Genomic DNA, 21021 nt, shown 5'->3' on the forward strand with positions numbered 1-21021 from the left:
CACCCCCGGATCCGGACCGCGGCCCGCCCCCGGACCCGCCTCCCCCACACCCTGCCCCTCTACCCCCGCCCGTCCCCCCTGTCCCCTGCCCTACGCTCACGCCATGGCATCCATGATCGACCTCAACGCCGACTTGGGCGAGGGCTTCGGGCGCTGGACGCTCACGGACGACGAGGCCCTGCTGTCGGTGGTCACGAGCGCGAACGTCGCCTGCGGCTTCCACGCCGGCGACCCGTCCACCATGCGCCGGGTGTGCGCGCTCGCGGCCGAGCGCGGGGTCCGGATCGGCGCCCAGGTCGCGTACCGGGACCTCGCAGGCTTCGGCAGGCGCGCGATGGACGTGCCCGCGCAGGAGCTCGCGGACGAGGTGGCGTACCAGATCGGGGCCCTGGAGGCCTTCGCGCGGGCGGCCGGTTCCAGGGTGTCGTACGTCAAACCGCACGGGGCCCTCTACAACCGCACCGTGCACGACGGGGACCAGGCCGCCGCCGTGGTCGCCGGGGTGCTCCTGGCCGCCCCGGGGCTCCCGGTGCTCGGCCTGCCCGGCTCCCGGCTGCTCGACGCCGCGGCCGCGGCGGGCCTGCCCGCGGTCCCCGAGGCCTTCGCGGACCGCGCGTACACGGCCGCGGGGACCCTCGTACCGCGCACCGAGCCCGGCGCGGTGCTGCACGACCCGGACGCGGCCCTGGCCCAGGCCCTGTCCCTCGCCTCGACGGGCACGGTCACGGCCGCGACGGGCGAGCGCATCGCCGTCCCCGGCCGCTCGCTGTGCCTGCACGGCGACACCCCCGGAGCCGCCGCCCTGGCCGCCCGCGTCCGCGCGGCCCTCGCGGACGCGGGCGTACGCGTGGAGGCCTTCACGTGACCGACCAGCCCACAGCCGTGCCCCCCGGCCCCCGCGTCCTCCCCTTCGGCAGCACCGGCCTCCTCCTGGAACTGGACTCCGGCGCCGAGGTGGCCGCCTGGCACGCCGAACTGCTGAGGCGGCGCGCGGCGGGCGAGCTGCCGGGCGTACGCGAGATCGTCCCCGCGGCCCGCACCGTTCTCCTCGACGGGATCACCACCCCCGCCGCCCTCGCGGCCCTCACCGCGCGGCTGTCCACCTGGTCGGCCCCGCCGCTGGAGCCCTCGGAGGGCCCGGAGGTCACCGTGCCGGTCCGGTACGACGGCCCGGACCTGCCGGAGGTGGCCGCCCTGTGGGGCCTCCCGCCGCGCGAAGCGGTCGCGGTCCTGTCCACGACGGCATTCCGGGTGGCGTTCTGCGGTTTCGCCCCCGGCTTCGGCTACCTGACCGGACTCCCCGCGCACCTGCACGTACCGCGCCGCGCCACACCCCGCACCCACGTCCCCGCGGGCTCCCTCGCGCTCGCGGGCGAGTACGCCGGGGTCTACCCGCGCTCCTCCCCCGGCGGCTGGCAGCTCGTCGGCACCGCGGAAGCCGTCCTGTGGGACCCCGCGCGCGACCCCGCGGCCCTCTTCGCCCCGGGCACCCGCGTCCGCTTCCCGGAGGCACCGTGAACCCGCCCCCCGCCGCCCTGGACGTGGTGCGCCCGGGAGCCCTGACCACGGTCCAGGACCGGGGCCGCCCCGGCCACGCCCACCTCGGCGTCCCGCACTCGGGCGCACTCGACCTGCCGGCCCACACCCTCGCCAACCGCCTCGTCGGCAACCCCACCGGGGCCGCCACCCTCGAAACCACCCTCGACGGGGTCGCCCTGCGGGCCACGGGCCCGGTCACCGTGGCGGTCACGGGCGCACCCTGTCCGGTCCGCGTGGACGGCCGCCCGGCCGCCTGGGGCGCCCCGGTACGCGTCCCCGCAGGCGCGGTCCTGGACCTCGGCCGGGCCACCGCCGGAGTCCGCTGCTACGTCGCCGTACGCGGCGGCATCGACGTCCCGCCGGTCCTGGGCAGCCGTGCCACGGACCTCCTGTCGGGCCTCGGCCCGGCCCCCCTGGCCCGGGGCCACCGGCTGCCCGTGGCAGACCCCCGGCCCGACCCCGGCCCCACCGCCGTGGACGTCGTCCCCCTGCCCGCCCCGCCCACGGAACTGGTCCTCCCCCTCCTCCCCGGCCCCCGCCGGGACTGGTTCACCGCCGAAGCCCTCGCCACCCTGGTGACGGCCGTCTACCGCGTCTCCCCCTCCGGCAACCGCATCGGCCTCCGCACGGAAGGCCCGCCGCTGAGCCGGGCCCGCGGCGGCGAGCTCCCCAGCGAGGGCATGGTCCTGGGCGCGGTCCAGGTCCCCCCGGACGGCCTCCCGGTCGTCTTCCTGGCCGACCACCCGGTAACCGGCGGCTACCCGGTCATCGCCGTAGTCCCGCCCCACGCCCTCCCGGCAGCAGCCCAGTCCCGCCCGGGCACCCCGATCCGCTTCACCTGGCTCACCTGACCACGTCCGGCGACCCCGAGTCCCGCCGCTCGGACCGCAGAACACGGGACCCGGGTCCGCCGCACCCCCCGGCCGCCCGTCGCGGCTCCGCCGCGCGCGCAGTTCCGCCCAGCGGGCCACGGGACACGGGTCCGGCTGCCGCCGGGCGGCGGGGGCCCGTAGCGGTCGCTGGCGGCTTCTGCCCAGCCGAGGCCGGCCCGCAGGCCGCTGAGACCGCTGAGACCGCTGAGACCGCTGGAGGGCGTAGCGATCGCTGGCGGCCTATGCCCAGCCGGAGCCGGCCCGGAGGCCGCTGAGACGGCCGCGGCTGTGTAGCGATCCTCCGCGGCTTGTGGTCTTTCCGCCCAGCGGAACGGGATGCGCCTGGCCGACACTGACCGCCCGTGTCCCTGGTCCCCCTGCTGCTTTTTCTCCTGTGGCTGCTGGCAAGTCTGGGACTTGACGTCCCGTGGTGGCCTGTCAAGGGCGGAGCGAAGCGGAGTCGCGCAGCGACGCGAAGCGCCCTTGACAGGGTGCCGCGGGACGGCCGCACCCTCAGACATGCGAGCAGACACCGGAGAACCCCTCCTACCCGGACCGGGGGCTGGAGAGGTGGGCCGGGGTTAGAGGTCCGCTGCGCGGAGCAAGGTCCCCTACCCGCCCCTTCCCGAACTGGGGCTCCGCCCCAGACCCCGCGCCTCAAACGCCGGCGAGGCTGGATAGACGGGACCCCTGGTGGGGCTGGATAGCCGGGGTCGGGTGGGACCCCTGCCGGGGTGGATAGCGGGGGATGCAAGGGCCTCGGGCGGGCCCGACCCGGTGCCTCGCACGCCGACGTGGCTGGATACGCGGGGTCGGGGGGACCCCCTGGCGAGGCTGGAGGGCCAGGGTCGGGTGAGACCCCTGGCGAGGCTGGATGATCGGGGCCGGGCGGGACCCCCGCCGGGGTGGATAGCCGGGGTCCAGACGGGACTCGGGGTGGCCAGGCCCCGGGCCGGGAGCGGGGTCCGGATCCGAGCCCGTACGGGGTGGTCCCCGTACCCCGGCCCGCCCAGGGGGTGGTGGGCAAAGACCGGTCGGCCGGGGCGCTGAGGCGGGGGAGGAGACCCCGACCCGCGAAGCACCGTCCACCGGAGACGCACGGGCAGGGGGAGGAGACCCGGGCAAAGCCCTGACCCCCGCACCCCAGCCCACCCCCACCCCACCCCCTACAACGGCATGATCCGGCTCCGTACAGCCGACTGGACTTCCTCCTCCTCGGCCGGGTCGGCGGCCAGGCGGCGGAGGCGGTCGACTACACGGGCGTCGCCGGTGGCCGCGTGGTGGGCGGCCAGTTCGCGGGTGGTCTCCTCGCAGTCCCACAGGCACTCCACCGCGAAGCCCGCGGCGAAGGACGGGTCGGTGGCGGCCAGGGCAGCGGCCGCGCGGCCGCGGAGGTGGGAGGAGGCCGTCTCGCGGTAGACGTGGCGCAGGACCGGGGCCGCGCAGCCGATGGAGAGCCGGCGGGCGCCGTCGACGAGGGCGAAGAGGCCTTCGGCGTCGGGGCCCTCGGAACGGACGGTCTCGCGCAGGGCGCCCAGGACGAGGGTGGCGTCCGCGGCGGTGCCGCGCGCGGCCAGGGTGCGGGCTGCGGCGGCTCCGAGGGCGTCGGGGCGGTGGATCCAGCCGCGGGCCCGGTCGAGGGCCGCGGGGCTGCACAGGCGTTCGTAGGCGGCGACTACGGCCTCGTCGCCGGATGCGTCCCCGGTGCCGACGGCGTCCCCGACCGCGGCTTCGATGAGGTCGAGGACGGCCGGGTTCTCCGGCTCGGCCACGACGAGGTGGTGGAGGGCGGTGGCCCGGGCGGCCGCCCCGGCGTTTCCGGCGGCGGCGGCGAGGATCTCGGCGCGGTCCTCGGGGGTGGCGACGGCCGCCAGGCAGCGGGCGGCCGGCACGTGCAGGGGGGTGCCGCGGCGCAGTCCGTCGGCGGCCCACTCGAAGACGGCGGCGACTCCCCAGCCGGGCTGCGGGCCCGAGGGGCTGAGCTGGCGCTGCCAGCGGTCGAAGGAGCCCTGTTCGCGGGCGGCGCGCAGCCGGGCCCCGTGCTCGGGCAGCTCCTCCCACAGGCGCCAGGGGCGCGGCTCGTAGGCGTCGCGTACGGCGGCGGCCAGCCGCGCCTCGCCCCCGGCTCCGGCCGGGAAGCGGGCGAGGACGGGTCCCGCGAGGGCGCGGAGCCCGGCGTCGTCGTCGCGCAGGGCGAGCTCGTCGAGGGCCCAGGACCAGTTCGCGCCGGAGGCGGCGTACCGGCGCAGCAGGGCGAGGGCGTCGGCGCGCCCGTAGGAGGCGAGGTGTCCGAGGACGGACAGGGCGAGCCCGGTCCGCGCCTCGGCCTCGGCCGCCGCGGCGCGGTCGTCAGCGCATCCGCCGCCGCCACTGCCGACGCCGACGGCGCCGTCGAGCCCGTCCCCGGCGATGCCGTCGAGGACGTCCTGGGCGGAGAAGAGGTGCGCCTCGATCTCGCCGAGGTCGCCGGCCAGGTCCAGGTAGAGCCGGGCGTAGTACAGGGAGCGGTTCTCGACCTGCCAGTCGCCGCGCGGGTCGCGCAGGACGCAGAGGTTGAGGGCCGCCAGCGCTTCCGCGCGCGGCGCCGCGAGGGCGTGCAGCGTGCCGTCGCCACGGCCCCTCTGGAGGAGGCCGAGCAGCGTGCCGCTCGGAGCTATGACTGGTTCGAACATGGGAGTGGCCTCAAATCAAGCTGGGGACGCGACCGGGAATCGGGATTCACGTGGCCGCGTAACAGCATGTCGGGGCGCCCGCCGTCTTCCGCTCGATGTAGACCATTTCCTTCTCTCTTTCGTCGGTGACCGGAGCTCCCCCGTACCCCGTACTTCGGGGTGCTCTCCGGATCCGTCGCCATGATGGCCCAGGCAGTTTGCACGCCGCGACCACATTTACGGCTTCCCTTGCGGTGGACTCTGCGGCGGAACCCTTGGAGGAACCGCCTGGCAGGGGCCTCAGCGGGCTTCGAAAAGCTCCACGAGATCGGTCTTGCCGAACATCCGGGCGGTGTCCACGGCGGACGGCGTGCCCGCCTCCGGGTCGGCTCCGCCGGCGAGGAGGGCGCGGATGACGGCTTCCTGGCCCTTGAAGACGGCTCCGGCGAGCGGGGTCTGGCCGCGGTCGTTGGCCCGGTCGGCCTCGGCGCCGCGTGCGAGGAGGGCGGTGACGGCCTCGGCGTGGCCGTGGTAGGCGGCGAGCATGACGAGGGTGTCGCCGCGGTCGTTCGTCAGGTTGGCCGGGACACCGGCGTCGACGTAGGAGGCGAGGGCGGCGGCGTCCCCCTGCCGGGCCAGGTCGAAGATCTTGGTGGCGAGCTCCACCACGTCCGCGTCGGGAGCCTGTCCGGCCGGGCCGGACTGGGGCTGCTGGTCGCTCATCGGATGCGCTGCCTTTCTGCGTGTGTGTACGCGCTCCTGCACGCCTCTGCGCGCTTCTGCGCAGTTCTGAACGCCCTACGCGTTCTGCGTGATGGTGCCCGCCGCTCGACCTGCGCCGGATCCGTCCGGGCGCGGGGCGGTACGGCGCCGGGGCCGTACGGGTGAATCGACAGGGTACTGCCCGTCACGGCACATGGCGGGACCTGTCCGCGGTAAAGATCAGCAGGCGTCCGGGCCGGTCGCAGCAGGCGGCGGCAGGTACGGACCACCTGGGGGCCCGTCGCGCCAGTTGAGCTGAGCCGGTCAAGTGAAAACCCGCAGGATTCACCCTTATGCACCTTTTGTCGCATTGATACTTGCTGTGAGCCTGGAAGTACTCATGGTGACTGTCCCCACCAACCAGGAGAACTTCTGATGGTCCTCAACATCTCGGGCGTGGTGCTCCTCGGCATCATCTGCTTCCTCTTCTTCCGCAAGGACGGAATGAAGCTGTCCCACGCCTTCGTCTGCGCCCTGTTCGGCTTCTTCCTCGCGGGCTCCGCCATCGCCCCGAGCATCACGGCCAGCACGGCCAGCATCGCGTCGCTCCTCGGCGGCATCAAGCTCTGATCCCGCCCCGCTCCACCGACAGCTCCACCGACAAGTCCAGGAGACGCCCGTGGCCCGGCGACCACTCCCCCGCATCCTCACCGGCGGCACCGCTTCGCTGGCCCGGGGCCGCGAGATCGCGCGCACAGCGGCCGACAGTGCCACGGACGTCCTCCATCCGCTCCTCACGATCGGGCGCGGACTGCGCCTCCTGGCGGCCGCCGGCCGCCGCAGGTGGGCCGACACGCCCAAGGACAAGCGCGGTCCGACGCTCTTCCTCTCCGCCGCCTGCCTCCTGGCGGTGGCACTGGTCCCCTACGGGCCCCTGCTGGCCCTGGTCGCCCTGATGGCCGCCGCCGCCTGGCAGGGCCGCGACCGCACCCCCGCCCGCACCGGGCCGAGCGAGGCCGAGACCGAGCGCCTCGCCGCCCTGTACGAGGCCCTGGTGCCCTACTTCTCCCTGCCCGAGGACCCGGCTCCGCTCTTCGCCCACGGCGGTGAGTGGGACAAGGCCTTCAGCGGCTACGCGTTCGACGGCGCGGGCCGCATCACCCGGCTGCGGATCCGCTACCCCGCCTACTTCACCGACGGGGAGCCCGCCTCACGCGCCCGCATCGAGCAGCTCCTGCACACCAAGTCCGGCCGCGGCCGCGAGTACCTGTTCGCCTGGGACGAGGAGGCCAACCGCCTCGACCTGAGCGTGCTCTCCCCGCTGCCGGCCACCGTGGCCGCCCAGCGGTTCGTCACCTCGCCCTCCGAGACCGTCCTCGGTTTCACGGACCCGGGCGGGGTGCCGCGCACCCTGCCGGTGCTCGACGGCGGCGAGCAGCGGGACGCGCCCGCGGTGGTGTGGCGCACCGGCCCGCGCTCCGCCGAGCCGCACCTGCTCGCCGTCGGCCACCCGGGCAGCGGCACGTCCACGCTCCTGCGCTCGCTCGCCCTCCAGGCCCTCCACCACGGCGGCGAGGTCCTGGTCGTCGAGGGCGGCGGGCACGGCGAGTACGCCTGTCTGACCGGCCGGACCGGAGTGCTGGGCGTCGAGTGCGGACTGACCGGGGCCCTGGCCACCCTCGAGTGGGCGGCGCACGAGACCGAGCGGCGGCTGATCGCCGCGCACCGGGCCCGGCAGGCGGGCCGCCCCGACCCCGAGGACGTCCGGCGGCCGCTGTGGGTGCTCCTGGACCGGCCGAGCGTGTTCGGGCACCTGGCCGCGGCCGAGGGGCGGCCCGATCCGCTGTCGCTGCTCCAGGTCGTCTTCCGGCACGGCCGGGCCGTACAGGTGGCCGTGGTCGTGGCCGAGCAGTTCGAGAACCTGGAGCTGCTCGGGGACACCGTCTTCGCCCACACCCGCGCCCGCGTCGTCCTCGGCCCGGCGAGCGCCGGGCAGATCGCCGCGGTGCTGGGCGCGCCCCCGCACACCACGCCGACGGCCGAGGTGCCGCCCGGCCGCGGGTACGCCCGGATCGGCGCGGGGCCGGTGCACCGGCTCCAGGTCCCGGCCACCCCCGACCCGTACGACGACACGGCGAACGCCGCCCAGCGCCAGGCCGTACTGGACCTCCTGCCGCCCGCACCCAGCGCGCCGGACCAGGACGGGACGGAGCCCCCCGCGGGCGCGCCGGAGGCCCCGCAGGCGGCGCCGGCCGCGGAGGGCTGCGGGGCCGCGGAAACGGAAGGAGCCGCTCAGGTCGCCGGGGTGCCGGCCGCGGCGGCCGTCGAGACCTTCAAGGCGGTGGAGGGCCTCAAGGCCCTCGACGCCCTGCGGTCCTCGGAGACCACGCACACCGTCCCGCTCCCGGAGCGGGGCGCGGCCCCCGAGACGGCCCACTGACCGCACACGGCTGGCAGCGGCGACAGCCTCCCGCCCCCGGCGTCACCCCGCACCCCACGTCTCACAGATCACGCCTCACGCCTCACGCGACGAAGGTCCGCGGGCCCTCCGAGCCCGCGCCGGCCCCCGTGGCGACCAGGCGGGCGGCCGTGGCCAGGCGGACGGCCGCCTCGTCGGCGACCGGGCCGCCGACCGTGAAGGGCAGCCGTACGTACCCCTCGAAGGCCCCGTCGACGCCGAAGCGCGGGCCGGAGGGGACGCGGACCCCGACCCGCTCCCCCGCCTCCGCGAGCCGCGAGCCGGACAGGCCGCCCGCGCGGGCCCACAGCGTGAGCCCGCCGCGGGGCACCTCGAACTCCCAGTCGGGCAGCTCCCGCCGGACGGCCGCGACGAGCGCGTCCCGGTTCTCGCGGGCCTGTTCGCGGCGCAGCTCGGCGGCCTGCTCCCAGCCGCCGGTGCCCATGAGCCAGGTCACGGCGAGCTGCTCGACCACCGGGGTGCCCAGATCGGCGTACGCGCGCGCCGCGACCAGGCTGCGGATCACGTCGGGGGCGGCGCGGACCCAGCCGATCCGCATGCCCGCCCAGAAGGCCTTGCTGGCCGAGCCGACGGTGACGACCGTCGAGCCCGCGGGGTCGAAGGAGCACACCGGCCGCGGCATCTCCATGCCCGGCTCCAGCCACAGCTCCGACATGGTCTCGTCCACGACGAGCACGGTCCCGGCCGAGCGGGCCGCCTCGACCAGGGCCCGCCGCTGGTCCTCGTCCGCGAGGGCGCCGGTCGGATTGTGGAAGTCCGCGACCACGTAGGCGAGCCGCGGCGCGGAGTCGCGCAGCACCTGCCGCCAGACCGGCAGGTCCCAGCCGCCCAGCGCGTCGGCCATGGCGACGGGCACGAGCCGGGCCCCGGCGGCGCGCATCAGCTGGAGGATGTTCGCGTACGAGGGGGACTCGACGGCGATCCGCTCCCCGCGCCCGGCGAAGAGGTGGCAGATGGCGTCGATGGCGCCCATGGCCCCGGTGGTCACCATGATCTGCTCGGGCATGGTCGGGATGCCGCGGGCGGTGTAGCGGTCGGCGAGCATCCGGCGCAGGACCTGGAGCCCGGCCGGGTAGTCCCCGTGCGTGTGCGCGTACGGCGGCAGCTCCTCCAGCGCCCCCTGGACGGCGCGGGTCAGCCAGGGCTCGGGGGCCGGGAGGGCCGCGCAGCCGAGGTCGATCATCGAGCCCAGGGCCTCGGGCGGCAGCGGTTCGAGCCCGCGCGCGGGCAGCGGGTTCCCGGCGGGTACGGAGGTCCAGGAGCCGGCCCCGCGGCGGGATTCGAGGAAGCCCTCCGCGCGCAGGGCCTCGTAGGCGGCGGCGACCGTGGTGCGGCTGACCTCCAGGGCCACGGCGAGCTCGCGCTCGGCGGGGAGCCGGGCGGCGACCGGGATCCGGCCCTCCAGCACCAGCAGCCGGATGCCGTCGGCGAGGGAGCGGTACGCGGGCGGCTTGCGGGTGCCGGCGGCGACGGGGCGCGGCTGCTGGGAGGAGATCAGCCGGGCGAGCTGGGCCGCACCGACGGCAGAGGTCCACTGGGCCATGATTGCGGTCCACCTTCGGGAGATTGGCCTGCCTTCGCCTGCCACGGGACATGAGTGGAGGGGTTCAGCGTGCCACGCGCCGGTCCACTCGCACCAGGGGACCCTTCCTTCACCGCGGCGGCCCGCGAGGGTGGATACTGCCGCCGTGACCCACGCACTCCCCCGCCACCCGTACCTCGACCACCCGTCGCCGCTCGCCTTCGCCCACCGGGGCGGGGCCGCCGACGGCCTGGAGAACACGGCGGCCGCCTTCCGCCGGGCCGGGAAGCTCGGCTACCGCTACTTCGAGACCGACGTGCACGCCACGGCGGACGGGAAGCTGGTGGCCTTCCACGACCCGACCCTCGACCGGGTCACCGACGCCGCGGGCCGGATAGCCGAGCTGCCCTGGCGGGAGGTGGCCGGGGCGCGGGTGGGGGGCCGGGAGCCGCTGGCGCTCTTCGAGGACCTGGTCGGGGAGTTCCCGGAGGCCCGCTGGAACATCGACGTGAAGGCCGAGTCCGCGCTGCACCCACTGGTGAACCTGATCGCCCGGGCGAACCTGTGGGACCGCGTGTGCGTGGGCTCGTTCTCCGAGGCCCGGGTGGCGCGGGCGCAGCGGCTCGCGGGCCCGCGGCTGGCGACCTCGTACGGGGTGCTGGGGGTGGCGGCGCTGCGGCTGCGGTCGCTGTCGGTGCCCGCGCGGCTGCGGCCCGGGGCCGTGGCGGCGCAGGTTCCCGAGTCCCAGGCGGGCGTGCGCGTGGTGGACCGCCGGTTCGTCCGGGCGGCGCACGCCCGGGGCCTGCAGGTGCACGTGTGGACCGTGAACGATCCGCAACGTATGGAGGCTCTCCTCGACCTGGGGGTGGATGGCATCATGACCGACCGGATCGACATCTTGCGCACCGTGCTGGAGCGCCGCGGGGCCTGGGCCTGACACGTCCCGGGGTTCGCGCGCGGCCGGCCCGCGGCGCCGTTACGGGGATCAGCGAGGGGGCACCGTGAGTGCGGGGAACACGGATCCGGCGGGCACGCCCGGGGGATCCAGCGGCGCGGAGGGGCACCCCGCGGGGTCCGGGTCCGCCGCGGAGGCCGGGGTCCCTGCGGGGACCGGCCACCCGGCGCCGGGAGCGCCCGGGGCGGACGCGGCCGCCGAGCGGCGCCGCGAGCAGCACGGCTGGTACTTCTACGACTTCGCCTGCTCGGTGTACTCGGCGAGCGTCCTGACGGTGTTCATCGGCCCGTACCTCACCTCGGTGGCGAAGGCGGCGGCGGACGCCGAGGGCTTCGTGCACCCGCTGGGCATCCCGGTGCGGGCCGGCTCCTTCTTCGCGTACGCCGTATCGGTCTCGGTGATCCTCGCGGTGCTGGCGATGCCGCTGGTCGGGGCGGTGGCGGACCGTACGGGCCGCAAGAAGCCGCTGCTGGCGGCGGCCGCGTACACGGGTGCCGCCGCGACCACGGCCATGTTCTTCCTGGGCGGGGACCGCTACCTGCTCGGCGGGCTGCTGCTGATCGTGGCCAATGCCTCGATGGCCGTGTCGATGGTGCTCTACAACGCCTACCTGCCGCAGATCGCGGAGCCGGACGAGCGGGACGCGGTCTCCTCCCGGGGCTGGGCCTTCGGGTACACCGCGGGCTCCGTGATGCTCGTCGTGAACCTGGTCCTCTACACCGGGCACGAGTCCTTCGGCCTCTCCGAGGGCATGGCGGTGCGGATCTGCCTGGCCTCGGCGGGCCTGTGGTGGGGCGCCTTCGCGATCATCCCGCTGCGCCGGCTGCGGGACCGGCGGGTGGGCCCGGCCGGGGCCGGCGGGCATGCGGGCAGCGGCTGGAAGCAGCTCGTGGCCACGCTGAAGGACATGCGCAAGCACCCGCTGACCCTGTCGTTCCTGCTGGCCTACCTGATCTACAACGACGGGGTCCAGACCGTGATCTCCCAGGCCTCCATCTACGGCTCGGAGGAGCTGGGCCTGGAGCAGGGCACGCTGATCGCCGCGGTCCTGCTGGTGCAGGTGCTGGCCGTGGCCGGCGCGCTGGCGATGGGCCGGGTGGCGCGCGTCCACGGGGCCAAGCGGACGATCCTCGGCTCACTGGCCGCCTGGACGGTGACGCTGGCCGCGGGGTACTTCCTGCCGGCCGGGCAGCCCGTGTGGTTCTTCGTGCTCGCGGCGATGATCGGGCTGGTGCTGGGCGGCAGCCAGGCGCTGTCGCGCTCGCTGTTCTCGCACCTGGTGCCGCGCGGGAAGGAGGCCGAGTACTTCTCGGCGTACGAGATCAGCGACCGCGGGGTGAGCTGGGTGGGGCCGCTGGTGTTCGGTCTCACGTACCAGCTGACGGGGAGCTACCGGGACGCCATCATCTCCCTGGTGGTGTTCTTCGCCGTGGGGTTCGTGCTGCTCGCGAGGGTGCCGGTGCGCCGGGCCGTGGAGGCGGCCGGAAACCCGGTTCCGGACCGGATTTAGACGTCGAACTAAAAGGCCGGTAGTATACGCCTTTGGCCTGCCAGGCGGAGCGTTACTGCGTGCTCGCAAAGTGAAGACGTTGGGTGACATCTGCTGCCAGATGTGACAAAACGGGCATTGGTGGGTACAACAAGGGGCGGCACGACGGGCGACGCATGAGCGGGAGCGGGAATCTATACCGCCGACCGGACGTTGACCGGATGACGACGACAGCGACACCTGTCCTGTGGGCGACAAGCCCGGGAGGCACGATTCATGAGTGAGCGAGCTCTCCGCGGCACGCGACTCGTGGTTACCAGCTACGAGACGGACCGCGGCATCGATCTGGCCCCGCGCCAGGCGGTGGAGTACGCATGCCAGAACGGACATCGATTCGAGATGCCGTTCTCGGTTGAGGCGGAGATTCCGCCGGAGTGGGAGTGCAAGACCTGCGGTGCGCAGGCACTCCTTGTGGACGGGGACGGGCCCGAAGAGAAGAAGGGCAAGCCCGCGCGCACGCACTGGGACATGCTCATGGAGCGGCGTACCCGCGAAGAGCTGGAGGAGGTCCTGGCCGAGAGGCTGGCGGTCCTTCGGTCCGGCGCCATGAACATCGCGGTGCATCCGCGAGACAGCCGCAAGTCCGCCTGACGGCGGACTCGCACCGCGCCCGCACCGGCGCACATCGAGAGCCGCGGGGCTCCACCACGCCATGTGGTGGAGCCCCGCGGCTTTTCCGTGTGCCGGAACCGGTGCGTCCGGGTGGCCGTACGGACGCACGGGGACGGGGAGGGCGCGGCGGGACCGACCCCGGAATGCAGGAGACCCGGCCCGCCGGGGTACGGCGGACCGGGTGCGGGGCGCAAGGGCGCCAGGAGACGGGTTCGGGGGCCCGGCCTGAGGCCGGTCGGATCAGGTCACGTCAGTCACGACCGCCGGCGCTCACTGGCCGAGCGGCGGGTACTGCTGCTGCGGGGCCCGGGGGCCGGCCCCCGGGCCGTCCTCGCGGATGACCTCGCCCTGGACGACCTTGCCGTCGGGGTAGTGGATCCGGGCCTGCTGGAAGGCGTCCCCGAGGCTGCCGGGGGACGCCTTGGCCATCCGGCGCTCCAGGGTGCGCCCGGCCCGCCGGGAGACCAGCGCGCGGACAGGGGGCACCAGGAGCAGCAGTCCGGCCAGGTCCGAGACCAGGCCGGGCATGATCAGGAGCAGTCCGGCCAGCATGGTCAGGCCGTTGCCCTGCCCCGCGGGGCGCTCCGGGGGTGTCCCGGGTCCCGCACCCGCGGCGGCCGCCTGGGCCTGCTGGAACGTTTCCGTCAGGTTCTTGAAGGCCCGGCGTCCGGCCCGCTTGATGACCACGGCACCGAGGACGACCCCGCCGGCCAGCAGGGCGAACACCCCGAGGCCTCCGATGAGGTCTCCGACCACGGTCAGCAGCCAGATCTCCAGCAGGAGCCAGGCGGCGACGGCCAGGGGGGCGAAGGTGCGGGCGCGCGGGCGCCTGCGGGCGGTCGATGCGGTTGCGCCGGTCGTCATGCTCCCAGTGTGCCCGTACCGCCGTAAAAGCGGCTTCAGGGAGGCACCGGGGGCCCGGGGGACCCGCGGCTCCCGCCCCGGAGGGGCCGCCGCGGCCCTCAGGGCCGCCTGTCCCCGCCCCTGGCCAGCCGGAGCACCTGGGAGGCGCGCGTGCCCACGCCCCAGGCCGTGACCCGCCACAGCGCCTCGACGACGATGTCCCGGCTCATCTTGGAGTCGCCGAACTCGCGCTCGACGAAGGTGATGGGCACCTCGACCACGTGGAAGCCCGCCTCGACGGACCGCCGGGCCAGGTCGACCTGGAAGCAGTAGCCCTGCGAGGCCACCTCCTCCAGGCCCAGCCCCTCCAGCGTCTCCTTGCGGAAGGCCCGGAAGCCGCCGGTGACGTCGCGGATGGGCACGTCGAGCATCAGGCGGGAGTACGTGCTGCCGCCGCGCGAGAGCAGCATCCGGTGCCTGGGCCAGTTGACCACCCGGCCGCCGGGCACCCAGCGCGAGCCGAGGACCAGGTCGGCGCCCTTGAGCGCGGTGAGCAGGCGGGGCAGCTCCTCCGGCTGGTGGGAGCCGTCGGCGTCCATCTCGACCAGGACGCCGTAGCCGTGCTCGATGCCCCAGCGGAAGCCGGCGAGGTAGGCGGCGCCGAGCCCCTCCTTGCCCTTGCGGTGCAGCACGTGGACGAACCCGTCCTCGGCGGCCAGGTCGTCGGCGATCTTGCCGGTGCCGTCGGGGCTGTTGTCGTCGGCCACGAGGACGTGCGCCTCGGGCACCGCGGCGCGCACCCGGGACACGATCGGCCTGATGTTGTCCGCCTCGTTGAAGGTCGGAATGATCACCAGGGCCGTGCCGAGCGGTCCGTACCGCCGTTCACCGCCGTCGCTCACTGAATCCCCTTTGCCGTCCGTTCACAGGAACCCCACCTTAGCGAGCGCTCAGAGCCGCCTTCGCGCCGACGCGGGTTCCCCGGCGCTCGGGGGTCCGCGGCGGCGGGACCGGGGCCCGGAGTCCTTCGGGCCGGCCCCGGGGGCCCGCCGGCTGCGGGCGGCCGAGGCCGTTGTCTACTGGACGCCCGGGCCCCACCCGGGTCGCACCCGCCGACCCGGCGAAACCTTCCCTCGCCCCCGAGGCGCGGGAGCGCGGCAGCGGCCGGTTCGACGGTGTCGGACGTCCTGTGGTGGACGCGGCCGAACCTACCCGCCCCCCGCCGCCTGCTGTCAACACCCTTCCGACCTGCTCTTTTACCTGAAAGGGCCAGGTCAGTACGGGAGGCCCCGGGATCCGGGTCCCGGGGCCGCGCACATCGATCGGCGCAATGCCCGCGGGTGCCGTCACCCCTGCGGGCGCGCGTACACCTCCCGGCCGCCGACGTACGTGCCGAGGCATACCGGCAGGTCACGGCCGGGGGTGAGGTCCGGCAGGCCCGGGGTGCCGGAGCGCGGGTCGGTGGACCAGCGGGCCACCCGGTCGTCGGGGGCCTGGACGACGAGCTCGTCCGTACGCCAGAGCGCATAGTCGGCCGGGGCCCCGGGGACCAGGACGCCCGCGTCGTCGCGCCCCAGCGCCCGCCAGCCGCCGCGGGTGTGGGCGGTGAAGGCGGCGCGCACCGAGATCCGGTGCTCCGGGGTCCGGTGGAAGGCCGCGGCCCGGACGGTGCCCCAGGGGTCGAGCGGGGTCACGGGGGCGTCCGAGCCGAAGGCGAGCGGGATGCCGGCGCGGAGCATGGCGGCGTACGGGTTGAGGGTGCGGGCGCGGTCGGCGCCGAGCCGGTCGGCGTACATGCCCTCCGCCCCGCCCCAGGCCGCGTCGAAGGCGGGCTGCACGGAGGCGGTCAGGCCGAACTCGGCGAAGGCCGCGATGCTGTCCGCGTCCATCATCTCGGCGTGCTCCACACGGTGCCGGGCGGCCCGGATCCGGGCGGCGCCGACCTGCTCGGCGGCCTTGCGGACCCCCTCGACCACCGCGCCGACGGCCGCGTCCCCGATGGCGTGGAAGCCGGCCTGGATCCCGGCCTCGGTGCAGGCGGCCACGTGGGCCGCCACGTCGGCGGCACCGAGGTACGCGGTGCCGGTGTGGCCGGGGTCCCCGGCATCGGCGTACGGGGTGTGCAGGCAGGCCGTGCGGGAGCCGAGGGCGCCGTCGACGAAGAGGTCCCCGGCGGCGCCGACGGCGCCGAGGGCGCGGGCCCGGTCCACGTCCTGCTCGGCCCAGTAGCCGAAGACCCGCGGGCCCGCGGTGCGGCGGGCCAGCTCCAGGAGGGCGGTGAAGTCCTCCGGGGAGGAGATCCCCGGGCCGCCGCACTCGTGGAGGGAGCCGATGCCGAGCGAGGCCGCCCGGTCCAGGGCCGCCCGCTGGGCCTCCTCGCGCTGCGCGGGGGTGACGGCGGCCAGGGCGGCGGCCCGCACGGTGTGGTGGGCGTCCCGGGTCAGGGGCTGCTCGGGGTGGAAGCCGGGCTGGTCGCGGACGCCGGGGACCAGGTCGAGCAGGGCGGTGGTGGTGACGGCGGAGTGCACGTCGATGCGGCTGAGGTAGAGCGGGCGGCCGGCGGCTGCCTCGTCCAGCTCGGCCCGGTGCGGGGCGCGGCGCTCGGGCCAGCGGGCGGCGTCCCAGCCGTGGCCGAGGAGGACCCGGTCGGCGGGGCGCTGCGCGGCGTGGGCGCGGACGAGGGCGAGGGCCTCGCCGAGGGTGCGGGCGCCGGTGAGGTCGAGGCCGGTCAGGGCCAGGCCGGTGGCGGTGGTGTGCACGTGGGCGTCCGTGAACGCCGGGGTGACCAGGGCGCCGTCCAGGTCGACGGTCTCGTCCACGCCCTCCGCGAAGGCGTCCGCGGCCCCCTCCGAGCCGACCCAGGCGATACGGCCGCGCTCCACGACCATGGCGGTGGCGAAGGGGTCGGCGGGGCTGTGCACCTCGCCGCGGCGGAGCAGGACGGTGCGGTGGGGGGCGGCGGCTCCGGCTTCTTCGGCGGGGCCTGCGGGGGTATCGGTCATGCGGAACAGTCTCGCGGGTGTGGGGGGTGCGGAGTGCACGGGGTGGGGGCGGGGTCCCGGGGGCGGGGGTGGGCGCCGGTCGGGTGGGCCGGGGGGTGGGCCCGGGGGGGGCCGCGGGGGTGGGCGGCCGCTGCGCGGGGCTTTCCCCTACCCGCCCCTTCCCGATCCCGGGGCTCCGCCCCGGACCCCGCGCCTCAAACGCCGGCGGGGCTGGAATGGGTCCGGGCGGGACGGTGGGTGGCCCGGGGGTGGGGCTTGGGTGGCTCAGGTTGGACGGTGGGTCGTCCTGGTGGGGCTGGGGTCGCCTGGGTGGGGCTGGGTGGGTCGGTCGGCATCGAGGCAAGCCGGTGGAGCGAGGACGGGGTGGGGTGGCCGGTGGAGTGGGGGTGGTTCGGTCAGATGCGGGGTGGGCGGGATTCGTACGGGGTGGAGAGGACGACCGTGGTGCGGGTGGCGACGTGGGCGAGGGCGCGCAGGCGGCCCAGGAGGTCCTCCAGTTCGAGGGGGGTGGCCACGCGGACCTTGAGGATGTAGTTCTCGTCGCCCGCGACGCTGTGGCAGGCCTCGATCTCGGGCACCCCGGAGAGCCGCTCGGCGATGTCGTCGGGCGCGCTCGGGTCGAAGGGCTTGACCGAGATGAACGCCGTCAGCGGCAGGCCGACGGCCTCGGGGTCGACGACCGCCGCGTAACCCCGGATGACACCGCGCTGTTCGAGCCGGCGTACGCGCTGGTGGACCGCCGACGTGGACAGTCCGGTGGCCTTGCCCAGATCTGTGTAGCTCATCCGCCCGTCCTTGACGAGCAGGTCCACGATCTGGCGGTCCAGTTCCTCCATTGCACTCATAGCGGCCAAACCTATGGCCCCGGGGCACTCCAGGCACAGCGCCGGCGGCCCCGGAGGGGCACCTGCACCGGGCATGTGACGAAGGCCACAACGGTAAGTGGGCGTACACCGGGGTGTTGTGGTTACTCGTGCCGCGCGACGGGAAGTGCTTGCTGTGGCCGGGGCCGAACAGGCCAGCCCGGCCCACCCAAGGGGGAGTACATCCATGCCGAACACCATGCGCGCCGGCCGCACCGAGCCGGAACCCCTCGATCTCGCCGACTCCGCCGAGGAGGACGGCCCCGACGCGGACGGCCTCTGGTCCGCGGAGTCCTTCGAGGTCCACCACGCCCTGTGCCCCGACTGCGGCCAGTCCATCGCGCTGGTCGCGGACGAGGAGTTCCTCCCGGAGCACGCGCTCTGCCTGACCCCGTGGAACCCCTTCGGGCTCACGGTCTGCCCCGGCACCGGGCGCCCGGCGTCCGCCGCCGACGGGGCCTGGGACGAGGAGGACGGCCCCGAGGAGGGCCGGGAGGCCGACGCCTTCGCACTCCTGACACTCCCTCAGGGCCTGGACTGGCGGACGCAGCCGTTCTCGCACGTGGGCGGCCCCGGCTCGCACCCGGTGCGCCTGGTGCAGCCCGTGCTGGGGCAGCGCCAGCACGCCAAGGCCGCCTGAGGCAGGCCCCCTCCGGCGCGCCGGGCGCCCCGCGGCTCCCGGCCCGCCTACCAGTAGGTGCCCTGCACCATGGCGGCCAGGCTGGCGTGGTGCAGGATCAGCCCGTCGGGGTCGGCGGGCACCTCCACCTCCCCGAAGTATGCCTGCCGGTAGGCGATCCGCAGCATCACGACGGCGTGCCGCAGCGCCGCGTACAGCGTGTGGAACTCCATGTCGCGCGGGACGTGCCCGGTGAGTTCGGCGTACCGGCGCTCCACGTTGGCGCGCGACAGGAAGTCCGGCAGTCCCGGCTGGCCGAATCCGACCGTCAGGTCCTGGAAGAAGCGGTGGAGGTAGACGGTCCAGCCCAGGTCCACCTCGCGCGGGGCGAACGCGGCCATCTCCCAGTCGAGTACGGCGACCGGGTCGAACCCGTCGTAGACCACGTTCCCGATGCGCGCGTCGCCCCAGTTGAGGACCGCGGGCCCCTCGTCCGCGGGCCAGAGCTCCTCCAGCCGGTCGAAGGCCCGCTCGATCAGCGGGGACCGGGACAGCCCCCTCACCACCCAGTCGTAGTAGGCCCGTTGGGACTCCACGTGCCGGCGCAGCGGGCTGCCCTCCCCCTCCGGCAGCAGGAACTGCGCCTGCTCGGCGGGGAACTGGTCGTGCAGCCGGGCGAGGAGCGAGACGCTCTGCTCCTCCAGGTGGGCGCGCTCGGCGTCGGTGGCCGCGTGCAGCCAGTTGCCCTCGTACGTGTAGGGCATGACGTCGGGCGGGACCCGGCCCTCGGCCCGCTCCATGACGAAGAAGGGCGAACCCAGCGGCTCGGGGTCGGTTTCCAGCCACTGCACCCGGGGGACGGGCAGGTCGGTGTGCTCGGCCACCAGGCTCATGACCCGGTGCTGGCGGGGCATGTCGTACGAGGGGAAGACGGTGTACGCGGCCGGGTCGGCGGCCAGCCGCAGGGCGCAGGCGCGCAGGGGCGTGCCGGGGTGTTCGATGTCGAAGAGCAGGGTCTCGCTGGACATCCCGTTGGAGCCGGGTACGGAGATCCCGGTGACCCGGGCCCCGGGGAGGCTGCGGCCCAGCCAGGCGGCGAGCCTGCGGCCGAGCTCCTCGGGCTCGCGGGTGGACGTGCGGGGACGTGGTGCCGTTGCCATGGGTGCTCCTGTCCGCTGCGGGGGTGCCGGCCGCCGGGCCGGGCGGGATCCGGAAGACCGTTCAGGACCGCTCGGGGGCAGCTCGGGGCCGTCCCGGAGCAGACCGCCTACGGCGCCGTGGACTCGTAGCCGCTGAAGCCGCTCGGGTCGTGGCGGCCGAAGCTGCCGTGTTCGAAGATCCCGTAGCCGGTGCGCCCGTCGAGGGTGAAGCGGGCGGAGTGGTCGGTGACCCCGTAGGCGGCCAGGGGGTGGGCGGCCGGGTCGGAGAGGTCGTAGACGCGCCGGTCGGTCCAGCCGCGGCCCCGCCAGCTGCCGTGCTGCCAGTCGGGGGCGGGCGGGTAGCCGGCGCCGATCGCGAGCGGGGAGGAGGCGAGGATCTCGACGCCCATCTCCAGGGGTTTGCGGGCCTGGTCGGTGAGGTGGACGACGGCGCTCTCGGGGTGGCGGGTGCCGGAGCGGTAGCGGATGTCGGTCTGGGGCCAGCCGAGCTGCCGGTCGGGGCGGCCGGCGGCCTCGGGGTGGACCAGGAGGGCCTCGTTCAGGATGCGGTGGCCGTCGGCGTCCTCCTGCACGATGACCATGACGAACCGGTCCTCGAAGCGGACGGGTATCCAGAGCCAGTGGAAGCCCTCGGGCCGCTGCTCCTCGGCGGCCCGGCCGCCCTCCTCCCCGGGCAGCGGGCGCACGCCCCAGCTGCGGTCGCGGGTGCCGGTCCACTCCCCCTCGGCGAGCCGGATCTCGCGCCCCCCGGCCCTGATGGTGCCGGTGACCGCGCCGGCCTGGACGAAGCGGCGGCCCTCCAGCATGAGCCGGTCGCCGCGGCGCTGGACGTGGTGGGGCTCCCAGACGGCGGGGAAGGCCGCGGTCCAGGTGAGGTCGTACGAGAGGCCGCCGGGGTCCCCGGGGTCGGGGTCGCAGTGCAGGGTGAGCCTGCGCAGCGGGGTGTCGACGGTGATCCGCAGGGGGCCGACGGACAGGTCCGTGCGGTCCTCGCCGAGGGCGTCGGAGGCGCGTACGGCGAGGAGTTCATCACCCAGGCGCAGGGTGGCGTAGGCGTCGACGACCCCGGTGTTGGGGTAGACCCCGAGGCCGAGGATGAGCAGGGCCCGGCCCTCGTGGTCGAAGACGTGGAAGATGCAGCGGTCGTAGGCGTTGCGGTCGCCGGTGGCGACGTGCTTCATCGACAGGGGCACCTGGTGGATCGGGTACTCGTCCAGGGCGACGGGACGGTCCGCGGGCATGACGCACCTCCTGGGCAGGGATGGCCCGAGCGGAAATGACGGTACGTCAGAAACCGGCTACGGGACCATACTCGTGTCACCAGGCGGCGTGAAAAGGCGGACGGCCGGGCAGGCCGGGGACACCTCGAACTCATCCCCGACCCCCGGGGCCGATTACCCGCACCGGCGCGGGCGCGTTGGCCCAGACATGACCATGATGGACACCCCCGTCGGGCGTCGCCGCAGGCCCGTGCCCAGCGGCTTCGAAGAATCGGTTCAGCGGCTGCCCGCGGACCCGCCGATCTACCGGGCCCTGCTGGACCGCTGGGCCTCGGACGGCCGCACCCTGCCGGGCCGGCGCGACCCGGAGTGGGCGCGGCTCACCAGCACGCCCGTATGGCCGGGCGGCGGGCTGTACTGAGCCGCCGCCCGG

Annotated in this window: 19 protein-coding genes; 10 read left to right on the plus strand and 9 right to left on the minus strand. The window is 75.2% G+C overall.

Translation table 11 applies throughout. The features are described from left to right. Positions 1–112: 112 nt before the first annotated feature. From ACZ7JZ_RS31040 to ACZ7JZ_RS31050, 3 genes are read left to right on the plus strand one after another with little or no spacing between them, the layout of a single operon-like run. Complete coding sequence (locus tag ACZ7JZ_RS31040) at positions 113–865, plus strand: LamB/YcsF family protein (RefSeq protein WP_470945346.1); 753 nt, start codon at positions 113–115, stop codon at positions 863–865. Next, positions 862–1518 carry a 5-oxoprolinase subunit B family protein gene (locus ACZ7JZ_RS31045; RefSeq protein WP_470945236.1) on the plus strand — a complete coding sequence of 219 codons (657 nt, stop codon included), beginning with the start codon at positions 862–864 and terminating at the stop codon, positions 1516–1518. The genes ACZ7JZ_RS31040 and ACZ7JZ_RS31045 overlap by 4 nt, the downstream gene beginning before the upstream one ends. Next, entirely contained in the window at positions 1515–2390 is an 876-nt protein-coding gene (locus tag ACZ7JZ_RS31050) for a 5-oxoprolinase subunit C family protein (RefSeq protein ID WP_470945239.1), read from the plus strand. Before ACZ7JZ_RS31045 ends, ACZ7JZ_RS31050 begins: the two co-directional genes overlap by 4 nt. A 1187-nt stretch (positions 2391–3577) precedes the next feature. Here ACZ7JZ_RS31050 and ACZ7JZ_RS31055 read toward each other — a convergent pair. Continuing rightward, a complete protein-coding gene (locus ACZ7JZ_RS31055; protein WP_470945241.1) occupies positions 3578–5083 on the minus strand; it encodes a HEAT repeat domain-containing protein in 1506 nt (501 codons plus the stop codon). Positions 5084–5362: 279 nt separating this feature from the next. Further along, positions 5363–5785 (minus strand): ankyrin repeat domain-containing protein, encoded by a 423-nt coding sequence (locus ACZ7JZ_RS31060; protein WP_470945244.1) that lies wholly within the window; start codon positions 5783–5785, stop codon positions 5363–5365. A 414-nt stretch (positions 5786–6199) separates the two neighbouring features. Here ACZ7JZ_RS31060 and ACZ7JZ_RS31065 point away from each other — a divergent pair, with 414 nt between their 5' ends. Together ACZ7JZ_RS31065 and ACZ7JZ_RS31070 are read left to right on the plus strand one after the other, a co-directional pair. Next, positions 6200–6394: a hypothetical protein gene (locus ACZ7JZ_RS31065; RefSeq protein ID WP_226733415.1), complete on the plus strand. Its 195-nt coding sequence runs from the start codon at positions 6200–6202 to the stop codon at positions 6392–6394. Between the two features lie 49 nt (positions 6395–6443). Next, the gene (locus tag ACZ7JZ_RS31070) at positions 6444–8204 is read left to right on the plus strand and encodes a P-loop NTPase family protein (RefSeq protein WP_470945247.1); all 1761 of its coding nucleotides are present in this window, start codon (positions 6444–6446) and stop codon (positions 8202–8204) included. 82 nt (positions 8205–8286) lie between these two features. On the opposite strand, the gene ACZ7JZ_RS31075 is transcribed toward ACZ7JZ_RS31070, so the two are convergent. Next, positions 8287–9786: an SCO1417 family PLP biosynthesis transcription factor gene (locus tag ACZ7JZ_RS31075; RefSeq protein ID WP_470945249.1), complete on the minus strand. Its 1500-nt coding sequence runs from the start codon at positions 9784–9786 to the stop codon at positions 8287–8289. A gap of 145 nt (positions 9787–9931) precedes the next feature. Here ACZ7JZ_RS31075 and ACZ7JZ_RS31080 point away from each other — a divergent pair, with 145 nt between their 5' ends. From ACZ7JZ_RS31080 to ACZ7JZ_RS31090, 3 genes are all read left to right on the plus strand, one after another. Continuing rightward, complete coding sequence (locus ACZ7JZ_RS31080; protein ID WP_470945251.1) at positions 9932–10702, plus strand: glycerophosphodiester phosphodiesterase; 771 nt, start codon at positions 9932–9934, stop codon at positions 10700–10702. Between the two features lie 64 nt (positions 10703–10766). After that, complete coding sequence (locus ACZ7JZ_RS31085; RefSeq protein ID WP_470945254.1) at positions 10767–12230, plus strand: MFS transporter; 1464 nt, start codon at positions 10767–10769, stop codon at positions 12228–12230. A 255-nt stretch (positions 12231–12485) separates the two neighbouring features. Further along, positions 12486–12860 carry an RNA polymerase-binding protein RbpA gene (locus ACZ7JZ_RS31090; protein WP_470945256.1) on the plus strand — a complete coding sequence of 125 codons (375 nt, stop codon included), beginning with the start codon at positions 12486–12488 and terminating at the stop codon, positions 12858–12860. 291 nt (positions 12861–13151) lie between these two features. On the opposite strand, the gene fxsA is transcribed toward ACZ7JZ_RS31090, so the two are convergent. From fxsA to ACZ7JZ_RS31110, 4 genes are all read right to left on the minus strand, one after another. After that, positions 13152–13745 carry an FxsA family membrane protein gene (gene fxsA, locus ACZ7JZ_RS31095; RefSeq protein ID WP_470945259.1) on the minus strand — a complete coding sequence of 198 codons (594 nt, stop codon included), beginning with the start codon at positions 13743–13745 and terminating at the stop codon, positions 13152–13154. Between the two features lie 98 nt (positions 13746–13843). After that, positions 13844–14626 carry a polyprenol monophosphomannose synthase gene (locus ACZ7JZ_RS31100; RefSeq protein WP_470945260.1) on the minus strand — a complete coding sequence of 261 codons (783 nt, stop codon included), beginning with the start codon at positions 14624–14626 and terminating at the stop codon, positions 13844–13846. Between the two features lie 444 nt (positions 14627–15070). Then, positions 15071–16726, minus strand: a complete 1656-nt coding sequence (locus ACZ7JZ_RS31105; RefSeq protein WP_470945262.1) for an amidohydrolase — start codon at positions 16724–16726, stop codon at positions 15071–15073. Positions 16727–17121: 395 nt separating this feature from the next. After that, a complete protein-coding gene (locus ACZ7JZ_RS31110; RefSeq protein WP_470945349.1) occupies positions 17122–17562 on the minus strand; it encodes an Lrp/AsnC family transcriptional regulator in 441 nt (146 codons plus the stop codon). 214 nt (positions 17563–17776) lie between these two features. Here ACZ7JZ_RS31110 and ACZ7JZ_RS31115 point away from each other — a divergent pair, with 214 nt between their 5' ends. Further along, complete coding sequence (locus ACZ7JZ_RS31115; protein WP_470945263.1) at positions 17777–18229, plus strand: hypothetical protein; 453 nt, start codon at positions 17777–17779, stop codon at positions 18227–18229. A gap of 47 nt (positions 18230–18276) precedes the next feature. On the opposite strand, the gene ACZ7JZ_RS31120 is transcribed toward ACZ7JZ_RS31115, so the two are convergent. Beyond that, a complete protein-coding gene (locus ACZ7JZ_RS31120) occupies positions 18277–19368 on the minus strand; it encodes a phosphotransferase family protein (protein WP_470945265.1) in 1092 nt (363 codons plus the stop codon). Between the two features lie 107 nt (positions 19369–19475). Further along, on the minus strand, positions 19476–20609 hold the full coding sequence (locus tag ACZ7JZ_RS31125; protein WP_470945266.1) for an Rv3169 family protein: 1134 nt from the start codon (positions 20607–20609) through the stop codon (positions 19476–19478). Between the two features lie 187 nt (positions 20610–20796). Here ACZ7JZ_RS31125 and ACZ7JZ_RS31130 point away from each other — a divergent pair, with 187 nt between their 5' ends. Further along, positions 20797–21009 carry a hypothetical protein gene (locus ACZ7JZ_RS31130; protein ID WP_470945267.1) on the plus strand — a complete coding sequence of 71 codons (213 nt, stop codon included), beginning with the start codon at positions 20797–20799 and terminating at the stop codon, positions 21007–21009. Positions 21010–21021 lie beyond the last annotated feature (12 nt).

It is taken from the genome of Streptomyces sp. NPDC038213 (assembly GCF_055600495.1).

Bases quoted from the DNA above. Each gene is read 5' to 3' on its own strand.
- ACZ7JZ_RS31040 (WP_470945346.1), top strand. From the start codon at position 113: ATGATCGACCTCAACGCCGACTTGGGCGAGGGCTTCGGGCGCTGGACG.
- ACZ7JZ_RS31055 (WP_470945241.1), bottom strand. From the start codon at position 5,083: ATGTTCGAACCAGTCATAGCTCCGAGCGGCACGCTGCTCGGCCTCCTC.
- ACZ7JZ_RS31060 (WP_470945244.1), bottom strand. From the start codon at position 5,785: ATGAGCGACCAGCAGCCCCAGTCCGGCCCGGCCGGACAGGCTCCCGAC.
- ACZ7JZ_RS31065 (WP_226733415.1), top strand. From the start codon at position 6,200: ATGGTCCTCAACATCTCGGGCGTGGTGCTCCTCGGCATCATCTGCTTC.
- ACZ7JZ_RS31075 (WP_470945249.1), bottom strand. From the start codon at position 9,786: ATGGCCCAGTGGACCTCTGCCGTCGGTGCGGCCCAGCTCGCCCGGCTG.
- ACZ7JZ_RS31090 (WP_470945256.1), top strand. From the start codon at position 12,486: ATGAGTGAGCGAGCTCTCCGCGGCACGCGACTCGTGGTTACCAGCTAC.
- fxsA (WP_470945259.1), bottom strand. From the start codon at position 13,745: ATGACGACCGGCGCAACCGCATCGACCGCCCGCAGGCGCCCGCGCGCC.
- ACZ7JZ_RS31105 (WP_470945262.1), bottom strand. From the start codon at position 16,726: ATGACCGATACCCCCGCAGGCCCCGCCGAAGAAGCCGGAGCCGCCGCC.
- ACZ7JZ_RS31110 (WP_470945349.1), bottom strand. From the start codon at position 17,562: ATGGAGGAACTGGACCGCCAGATCGTGGACCTGCTCGTCAAGGACGGG.
- ACZ7JZ_RS31115 (WP_470945263.1), top strand. From the start codon at position 17,777: ATGCCGAACACCATGCGCGCCGGCCGCACCGAGCCGGAACCCCTCGAT.
- ACZ7JZ_RS31120 (WP_470945265.1), bottom strand. From the start codon at position 19,368: ATGGCAACGGCACCACGTCCCCGCACGTCCACCCGCGAGCCCGAGGAG.
- ACZ7JZ_RS31125 (WP_470945266.1), bottom strand. From the start codon at position 20,609: ATGCCCGCGGACCGTCCCGTCGCCCTGGACGAGTACCCGATCCACCAG.
- ACZ7JZ_RS31130 (WP_470945267.1), top strand. From the start codon at position 20,797: ATGACCATGATGGACACCCCCGTCGGGCGTCGCCGCAGGCCCGTGCCC.